This window comes from Bacillus alveayuensis (assembly GCA_030812955.1).
GTDB lineage: Bacteria > Bacillota > Bacilli > Bacillales > Aeribacillaceae > Bacillus_CB > Bacillus_CB alveayuensis.
Genome location: JAUSTR010000040.1, coordinates 1 through 8,638, shown reverse-complemented (window position 1 = coordinate 8,638; position 8,638 = coordinate 1). Strand labels below are relative to the sequence as shown.

General features: G+C 31.7%; 8 protein-coding genes, 1 tRNA gene and 3 pseudogenes. 4 read left to right on the top strand and 8 right to left on the bottom strand.

Annotation, left to right across the window (positions count from 1 at the left end; genetic code table 11):
* Window positions 1-1,329: 1,329 nt before the first annotated feature.
* Window positions 1,330-1,995 carry an ATP-binding cassette domain-containing protein gene (locus tag J2S06_RS15830; protein ID WP_419152929.1) on the top strand — a complete coding sequence of 222 codons (666 nt, stop codon included), beginning with the start codon at window positions 1,330-1,332 and terminating at the stop codon, window positions 1,993-1,995.
* Window positions 1,996-2,299: 304 nt separating this feature from the next.
* A pseudogene (locus J2S06_RS15825) lies at window positions 2,300-2,465 on the top strand (IS30 family transposase); the annotation flags it as partial.
* Here the strand turns inward: J2S06_RS15825 and J2S06_RS15820 are convergent.
* Both J2S06_RS15820 and J2S06_RS15815 read right to left on the bottom strand, forming a co-directional pair.
* Complete coding sequence (locus J2S06_RS15820; RefSeq protein ID WP_419152931.1) at window positions 2,455-2,586, bottom strand: hypothetical protein; 132 nt, start codon at window positions 2,584-2,586, stop codon at window positions 2,455-2,457. The pseudogene J2S06_RS15825 and the gene J2S06_RS15820 overlap by 11 nt on opposite strands.
* Window positions 2,579-3,028 (bottom strand): annotated as a pseudogene (locus tag J2S06_RS15815) (IS21 family transposase); the annotation flags it as partial. The gene J2S06_RS15820 and the pseudogene J2S06_RS15815, both read right to left, overlap by 8 nt.
* A 42-nt stretch (window positions 3,029-3,070) precedes the next feature.
* Between J2S06_RS15815 and J2S06_RS15810 the strand changes: the two are divergent.
* Window positions 3,071-3,643, top strand: coding sequence for a transposase (locus J2S06_RS15810; protein ID WP_419152930.1), 573 nt, complete (start codon window positions 3,071-3,073; stop codon window positions 3,641-3,643).
* A 196-nt stretch (window positions 3,644-3,839) separates the two neighbouring features.
* Here J2S06_RS15810 and J2S06_RS15805 read toward each other — a convergent pair whose 3' ends face one another.
* The 5 genes and pseudogenes from J2S06_RS15805 to J2S06_RS15785 all read right to left on the bottom strand — a co-directional run bounded on the left by J2S06_RS15805 (window position 3,840) and on the right by J2S06_RS15785 (window position 6,566).
* Entirely contained in the window at window positions 3,840-4,001 is a 162-nt protein-coding gene (locus J2S06_RS15805; protein WP_419152927.1) for a hypothetical protein, read from the bottom strand.
* 33 nt (window positions 4,002-4,034) lie between these two features.
* On the bottom strand, window positions 4,035-4,916 hold the full coding sequence (locus J2S06_RS15800) for a hypothetical protein (protein ID WP_419152926.1): 882 nt from the start codon (window positions 4,914-4,916) through the stop codon (window positions 4,035-4,037).
* Window positions 4,917-5,531: 615 nt separating this feature from the next.
* Window positions 5,532-5,604, bottom strand: a tRNA-Val gene (locus J2S06_RS15795).
* Window positions 5,605-5,920: 316 nt separating this feature from the next.
* A pseudogene (locus J2S06_RS15790) lies at window positions 5,921-6,333 on the bottom strand (IS30 family transposase); the annotation flags it as partial.
* On the bottom strand, window positions 6,300-6,566 hold the full coding sequence (locus J2S06_RS15785; protein WP_419152924.1) for a hypothetical protein: 267 nt from the start codon (window positions 6,564-6,566) through the stop codon (window positions 6,300-6,302). The gene J2S06_RS15785 and the pseudogene J2S06_RS15790, both read right to left, overlap by 34 nt.
* A gap of 713 nt (window positions 6,567-7,279) precedes the next feature.
* Here J2S06_RS15785 and J2S06_RS15780 point away from each other — a divergent pair.
* Window positions 7,280-7,708, top strand: coding sequence for a hypothetical protein (locus J2S06_RS15780; protein WP_419152923.1), 429 nt, complete (start codon window positions 7,280-7,282; stop codon window positions 7,706-7,708).
* A gap of 646 nt (window positions 7,709-8,354) precedes the next feature.
* Here J2S06_RS15780 and J2S06_RS15775 read toward each other — a convergent pair.
* Window positions 8,355-8,534: a hypothetical protein gene (locus J2S06_RS15775; protein WP_419152922.1), complete on the bottom strand. Its 180-nt coding sequence runs from the start codon at window positions 8,532-8,534 to the stop codon at window positions 8,355-8,357.
* Between the last annotated feature and the right edge of the window lie 104 nt (window positions 8,535-8,638).

Genomic DNA, 8,638 nt, shown 5'->3' with positions numbered 1-8,638 from the left:
CTCCTAATTAATGTGGTGTGCTAGCTAACATTATTGCCAGGAATTCTAAAATGTTTTCTTTTTTACTGTAAAATCACCAAAAGTGATGAAGAATCGAAAGAATTATACTCATTGAATTATTCATAGCTATAACAGTTACAATTGGAATTGGAATGTATTTATATTCTATAGGAATTCGATCACTAATTAGTATTATTCTTTCTGTTAATCTAATTATAGGAATTCTTCTCTTGAAACTGATATTTTTTTACTATTCCTTTATAAAACAGACATTTGTAAATTTTGTAATATTTTGTTTATCACTCATTAAAAATCTTTTTACTATTTTACTATTCTTACACTTTATTTTCGTTGAAAGTAATGCACTAAATAATATATCAATATCATCTACAGTCCAGAAATATCTATTATTGGTCCCAATTCAGAAAGTTACTTTAATTTTTGAGAACCAAGTATTCTTATATGTAATCTCACTTATTATTTTATTTATAACTCTTTTAATTATATATAGCAGTGAGTACATTAAAAGAGATATTTTTTTAGATAATGTAAAGAAAAAAAAGAAATTTACTTATAAAACTAATCATTTCACAAACAAAAACAAAAAGATTAACATTATGAAAATAATCTGGCTATATATGATAAGGCAAAAAAAACAGGAGATCGCTATAACTTATATACCTCTTATTAGTACTATTGTTAGCATCACGATTATCACTATTATATTAATGTTTCAAATACCCGAAACAATATATGAATACTCATTGATTTTTTATTTGATTTTAACAGGTTATATCGTAAAGATGGTTATTGACACATATTGTTTTTTAGTATGTGTTGATTTTTATGGTGAAAGATTCTTCTTATTCAAATTGTCGGGAATAAAATATTCAGAGGTAATATTTAGTCAAATTTTTTTAACGAGCATATTTAATATAATTTTAATAATTTTAATAATACCGTTCTTTTTATTAATAGTCCCTATTGATTTCATCTATTTTATTTTTATACTAATCATCATTATCGGGCAAGTTATACTATTTAACTTAATTTACTACTTGAGTAGTGTTACTTATCCAAAATTTAATAGACAACAAGTTACATTACTACCGTCTACGAAAGCTAAAATTTCAGCAAATATATTAACATTCATAAGTCTAGGGCTGGAAGTAGTGTTATATCTATTGATAAAGAATATATTCTTTTTCTTCACTATTACAATATTAATTAACCTAATCTATTCCCTATTAGTTTATAAATTAATCAAACTTAAATTACCTTACATTCGATTAAATGTTTTTAGAGTTGACGAAAGAGAGAGTGAGCAAGTTGTTAAAAGTTAGAGATACTAGCTTTTCAATTGATGGAAATCTGATTTTACATGATATTAATCTAACTGTAGATAGATATCAAATTGTAGGTTTAGTAGGTAAGAATGGTGCAGGGAAAACTACATTATTTAATATTATATGTGGACTAATAAATTTTTCTGAAGGTGAAGTTACTTTTAATGATAGAACTCCAAATGATGTAAAATATTTTAACGAATTATTTTTTATACCAGATACTATGTTAGTTCATGAATATTTAAAAGGAATAGAGTATATCGAATTTGTTTCATCTCTTTATTCTAAAGAAATCTCAAATGAAGAAATTCAATCAATGCTTAATTACTTTGATTTAAAAGATAATGCGGATATGTTAATTAGAGACTACTCTAAAGGGATGAAAATGAAAATTGCCATAATAGTAGCTTTATTATTAAAACCTAAATTAATTATTCTTGACGAACCTTTTAATGGACTAGATCCTACTAGTTGTATTAAATTAATGGATGCTTTAAAATACTATTCCGAGAAATATGGTAGTGTTCTATTTTCTTCTCATACCTTAGACTTTGTAGAACAAATAAGCGATAAAATATATTTTCTAACAGATAAAACTTTAAGAGAAGTAACAGATAAAAACTTAATGGAGTTATTTAAAAATGAATAAAAGAATCCAAAGAATCCGAAACTTTCTAACTAACATTTGGATATTTAAATGGTTGTTTTTAGTGTCAGCTTTTATTTTTAATTTTGGATTAATTGTAGGTTATATATTTACTGATTATTCAGTTACAGAAATTGAACGTATAAGTAATGATAGACCAAAAGAGTTCCATGATTATTTTTTGTCTCTTGACTCTTACGGAGCGCAAAACACGCCATAGATCATCATTAGAGTTAATGCCAAAGACGCTCCATCCATCCGTGAGGACGTTTGCGATTTGAAGAAGAAGTATGGTGAGCAGTTCACAAAGATATTCAAAACCATTACGGCTGACAATGGCTCTGAATTCGCCGACCTTAGTAAAATCGTTGAAAAAGATGAGACTCAAATCTATTTCACCCCACCCCTATACTCCCTGTGAAAGGGGTACGAATGAGCGCCACAATGGACTAATACGCCGTTTCATTCCAAAAGTAGTACTTCAAATGCTCCTTTCGGATCTCTGAATTCTTTTTCATCTCCTATCATCTTTCGAATACTGGGCAATCGTAATTCCTTACAAATTTCCATTAGCTGTTGCTTTATATTATCCATATTGAGTAACTCCCTCATCCGTTTGATTAAACATATTGGCATAAGCTTTCATATTGATCTCAGATTGTGCCATGATTTCATCACGAAGATTTGTCTTTTCTTTTGATTTCGATGATTGTTCACAGATAAACAATATACGTTCTGTAGAGACATAATCATGCCGAATCTTGCTCAACTGTTTAACAGCTGCCATCACACAATCCAAGTTTTGTTTTTCTTGTATATAGAAAAGTAACTCTATAAATTCTTTCTCTTTTCCTATATAATAATCGGTGTATAACTTTTTAATTTGCGTTGGTGCCTGCTTTAAACATTCACTTTGAGCGATGGCACCTTTTTTCTTTTGGAATGTTTTGAGATAGTGAAAAATATTCATTTCCCATTGATGCACACCCCAATTACGACGATGCTCTGCTACCAGTTCTCCATTAATAGCGAGTTTCCGTGGATAAGAAATCCGTTTCTCTCGCTGTGGACGTAGTAAATCCATCTCTTTACACAATCGATTCGGAATCGTATCATTACCGGTTCGAATCAGTTATGGGAAATGGATGTGACATACGGATATATCGAAGGAGAAGAACGCTTTTTCTTTGTTTTATCGCTTATCGATGTGTATGATCGTTCGGTGATTGATTACCATATTGGACTGAGTTGTTCAGGAAGCGACGCCGTAAAGACGCTACAAAGATCGTTATTCAAGCGTCAGAAATTTGAACAGACCAATAAACCTGTAATTCGTACAGACAACGGCCCACAATTTATTTCACATGTCTTTGAAGCTGCCTGTGAGCGATTCGGAATCGAACATGAACGGATTCCGCCGCGGACACCGAATATGAATGCACATATTGAAGCGTTTCATCGTTTACTGGAGGAGGAATGTCTAGGAAGAATGGCGTTTGACAGCTATGAAGAAGCTTATCAAGCCGTGATGGAGTACATGAAATTTTATAACGAGCGAAGGATTCATTCGAGTATTCTCGATCTTCCACCGCATGAATTTTACAAAAAAGCGCAAACGGAATCGTTAATCATCAAAGAAGTTCGCGTATAAGGCAAGAAGATTTTGTCTTCTTGCCAAGAAAAAACGAGAAATTTTGAGAATAACCTAAAATAAGATAGGATGTGTCCAAATTTAGGGGGTCAATCCGTGCAGCGTATTCTAAAATTGAAATTAAAAAATGAAATGAACACTCTTATTAATAATTAAAAGCTCTGATGATTTACAATCATCAGAGCTAAATAACTGTTTATTTTCTCTTTTTTAACAATTCTTCACGGTCTATATTATAAGCCTTTGAATAGTAAGGGTGTTTGGAATCAATTCGATTTCCTCTTTTTTTAATTGCACCTTGTTTTAATAATTTTCCGAAGCTACTCTCTTTCCGTTCCAAGGTAAGGGTTCTATTCATAATAGCCCTCCATTCTTTATTTAAATTATAATATTAATTAAAACCATTTTCAATTAATAACGTAAACAAATTTCTTCCTAATTCTTCGAAATCAATTTCACGACCTTTATTATCAACGGTTACTACTAAAATACTTTGCTTTCCGTTTGTCATACCACTCTTTATTGTTAAATATGCTCTATCAGATTTACTATTTACAGAACGATTAGTTTTTATGTAGTTAAACCGATAAAACATTTTATCATATAGAATCCCTCTTAATATTCCTGTTCGTAATAAATGGAATAGTTCCCTTTCATTTTCATCATTGTTTATAATGCTAAGCTCTTCCTTCATATCAGGTTCTGCTTCTCCAAAAATATCGTGAATTAATATAAGAAAGGCAAACTTTATGGCATGGTCTGTATTAATATCATCAATTTTTAATTTATCTAATTCTTCACTAATCTCTATATACATTTCCAATATTTTTTTATCATGGTCATTTGATTTTCCTCTATACATATATACAGCATCTTCAAATTTTTTTAATAATTCTGTCGGGATTTTATAATAATGCTGTTGAAGAGAATTTAAATTTTTACTTTCCATTACATAAGTTAAAGCATGTTTAATTTTTATTAATGTATTTTTACTATCTCTTTGTTCAAAATAATTATATAATTGGATAGAGATAACTGACGGATTTGACTCACAAAATCGCTGAAACAATTCTAATAAATATTCGTTTTTTTTGTAAGTGTTTAAAGGACCAAATTCTCTCCATAATCCTTTTGTATAATCCCTAATATCGTCTTCTAATCTTGAAATTTGTGCATTTTTTTCTTCAATTATTTTATCTTTTATTCTAATTGTTTTTTGATTTGTATAAATAAAATAAGAAATAGTTACTAGAAATAAAAAAATAACTAACATTACCATTCCACGAGGTATTGTCCAATCTTCTTTAAAAAAGTCTGTGAAAAGACTCACTGAAATAGCCGCAGTGGGGGGTAACAATAATACCTAAAACATCATAGATATTATCAATTTTTAAAGATTTCATTTTATTCCCTCTCGTATAGTTTATTTAGATTTCTCTTTAGAGGTAATTTGCTATTCATTCTTTGCTCTTTGATAACATCAAAGAGACCCGTTTTATTAGTAGTGGCCTTAACCCACAACTTTATTAAACAATCTTTTAGAGGTGGACTTTTCATGATGTTCCTAGATAATCATCTTAAGGAAATCGTGTAATTATTACGCTTACTATATAAATCCAACTTCGAATAATTCACCCAAAACCTTTTTTGGTAAATCAATCATAGCTCATTAAAACTTCACATTTATTTTATAAAATATTTTCTTATATAATCAACCACTATTCAATTTTTAAAATAATACTTCAGTTTATAATCCAGTATTACTTCAATAAAACTGTGACCAAAATGTGACCAAAGAGTATAAATGAGAAAACTCAACCATCTGTACTAAAAAACAAAAAATCCTGTAACCCTTACTACATAAGGGCTACAGGAATCCGTTTCGTGATGATTCCGACTGGGCTCGAACCAGCGACCTCCACCCTGTCAAGGTGGCGCTCTCCCAGCTGAGCTACGGAATCATAATGTGTATTTCATTGTGACAATGTTTATTATATGTATTATTGTAAGCAAAGTCAATAACTTTTTTGAGATATTTATGATAAAATTTGTCTCGTAAATTGCAATAATAAATGCAACACTTAATGAAAAGCCAGAAAACCTATGATTAAATAGAATGGGGAACTTCGGGCAACTTTACTTGGAGTGGCGGGCATGATAGCCTTGTTAGGCGATGCCGATGTTGTGCCTTCTGGCTTCTCGGCTAGGGAATCATGCCCGCAGAGGCTCCATGTCAAGTTGCTAACCACTTTCCTATCGGATCCCCCTGTTTAAATATCAAGAGGCCGACAGAGCCAACTCCTCCTCCAAGCATTCTTGAGGTGTTTTATATCCTAAAATTCGCCTGGAAGTTGATTACACCATGTTCCTACATAGGAAATGGTTTGATCGGAAACAGCGGAAATGGCTTTCCCTTTTGGAATGAAACGGCGTATTAGTCCATTGTGGCGCTCATTCGTACCCCTTTCACAGGAGGTATAGGGGTGGGTGAAATGGATTTGAGTCTCATCTTTTTCAACGATTTTACTAAGGTCGGCGAATTCATACACATTGTCAGCCGTAATGGTTTTGAATATCTTTGTGAACTGCTCACCATACTTCTTCTTCAAATCGCATACGGCCTCACGGATGGATGGAGCGTCTTTGGCATTGACTCTTATGATGATAGCCATTCGACAATGGCCTCTGGTCCTTTTGATATAACATTATAAGGCAGACTTTCAATAGCAGAAAGAACTTTTAAAGCGTCTTCAAGACCTTCCTCAACATCTGAATCGTTAATAAACTCTTGATCTAATTCAGAAGTTAATCCCAATTCACTCTGCGTGTCATTAGCTTTGGCTTTCGCAAAGCTTGATAGGCTCATAGATGTAAATAATGTTAAACATAGAAGTGAAACTACTAACTTGGTATAAAACTTCATTTGAATAACCCCTTTTTTTATCTAATCAAAACAACATAATTATCCTAATTTGTAAATATTTATATTTTGTATTATAATAGATAATGAGAGGGTTATTATGACTAAAACTACTAAATATTCAAATATTGTTGCCCTATTATTAATAGCAATTAGTGGTATTTTCAATACGTTTGGAGACAATGAAATTATAAAAAATGTCGTTACTTTTACTAGTTTATTCTTATGTGTAATTTTACTTCTGGTAACTAGAATATCTCGTAAGAATTAATGAATATCTCAAGAAATTAAAAGAAAAGCAAGAGGACTCAATTATTGAAGGTGTTGCAAAACGCATAATCCATGCATAAATGACGCAAAAAATCCACCATCTTGGAAATCATATACAGTGACTAGAAAACACATTTCCAAGGGGTGGACACTATCATGATTTCCAATATTGTCATCAAACATGCACTGTCTAGCGGAATCGACCCTCTTTTACAGGCTTTATTTCAGTACATTGACCAACTTTCTTTACCAGAAGCACCTTATGTTGTTTAGTGCAAAATAAAAATACAGAGTTCTGCAACGAAAAGGGCAGAGCTTCATGGCATAAAAAAAGGCTTGCCAGCTCCTAAAATACCTTCACTGTTTAAGGTTGTGGACGTTTTGCGACCCGAATTAATTTATCTAGCGCAAATACAGATGAAGTCATTAAATGAGAGGGGTTTTCTATGACATATTATTATTACCTTGCCTCAGATATTAAACTACCATCAGGTATATACTCTAAGAGTGGTTTTATTAATTTAAATGGGAGTAAAATAGCTCTTGATCAAACTCTTGACTTAACAGAAAGAGATGAAAAAGTAGATGGATTCGATTATCCCGTGCAAATTGAAATCGTTTATGGTTTGTGTGATCCTGAAACTTTAGAAGCATATGATGATTTTGGATTGCCATTGCTTCATAAATATATTCTCGACGTATGCAGTTACTATAAGACATGTACCATTCAAATTGCTCACATTTTAAATACACACCGACACCCTTTAAAAATTGTAGAACGGAGAAAACTCTTATTGAATCAATTATCGAATCCTAAACAACTCGCTCTACATCATGGTGAATTGCTGACGATCAAGAAGATTCCGGAGTTCTAAGTTGATTAGACCGATGAATTTACGAACAGTTGCATTTTGTTATTATGGGTAAAATGAATTTTAGTTTACTTATTCCTAGTGTGTAGATCTTCCATCAAAAAACTTGGATGTCTTATCCGTTGCTAACGACAAGGGATCGATCTCCCAAGTATTCTTTGTATAATTAAAACCCTGAGAGGGGAACCAAATATGTGTCTAGTTGGGATACAAATTTGAAAGAGAAATGTTCTTATTATAAAAACTGCTCCTGAGCTTTGGCCGTTACCAAGCTTAGGAGCAGTACAATCTAAATTTTATTCAGTTCTTGAAGTAATTCTAAATACTTTTGAAATTCTGGACTGTTTGGGGCTGAACTTTCTACACCTAAAAGGATATCAAGTTCCTTAATCAAACGCTGACATTCTCTTTGAAGCGTACATCCACTCATGGACTTTTTAAAATTTTTTCTTGTAAATTATGATGTTGATTCTTTCTCCTTCTTCAATATCATTCCACATCTTAATGATTTGATGGTCACTTTCCGGATATAATTCTTATGATCATCTGACTTTTCTTTATTGTATTTAATTTGAGCTAGATGTTCATTTTATTCCGCACTAGTGTAGATAGAGTTTAGTATTTTCTCATCTTCAATTACAAATACCTTCTAAATCTTCTTCCTATCTTCGATATTCGGGTCTAGTTTGAAGAACTCAGGAAGTGGAATTTCCTTTTCTTTATAAGCGGATAGAAAAGTTTCTTTCATTTCTTCTAAAGAATACTTTGTTGGTAACCCACTCGTGACAAACTTGTTGTACAAAGTCTGGTATTGGCTATTCTGAGTCAAATATTAATCCCTCCCTCTATAAATGTTGATATATCAACGGTTGTAGCCGTTTCAGGGGTGTCAAAAAAATATTTTTCGACAAAATTCCTAACATTATTTCTTAA

Excerpts from the sequence above, each read along its gene's own strand:
- J2S06_RS15805 (WP_419152927.1), bottom strand. The coding sequence starts at position 4,001 with ATGAATAGAACCCTTACCTTGGAACGGAAAGAGAGTAGCTTCGGAAAA.
- J2S06_RS15820 (WP_419152931.1), bottom strand. The coding sequence starts at position 2,586 with ATGGATAATATAAAGCAACAGCTAATGGAAATTTGTAAGGAATTACGA.
- J2S06_RS15780 (WP_419152923.1), top strand. The coding sequence starts at position 7,280 with ATGACATATTATTATTACCTTGCCTCAGATATTAAACTACCATCAGGT.
- J2S06_RS15800 (WP_419152926.1), bottom strand. The coding sequence starts at position 4,916 with ATGTTAGTTATTTTTTTATTTCTAGTAACTATTTCTTATTTTATTTAT.
- J2S06_RS15785 (WP_419152924.1), bottom strand. The coding sequence starts at position 6,566 with ATGAAGTTTTATACCAAGTTAGTAGTTTCACTTCTATGTTTAACATTA.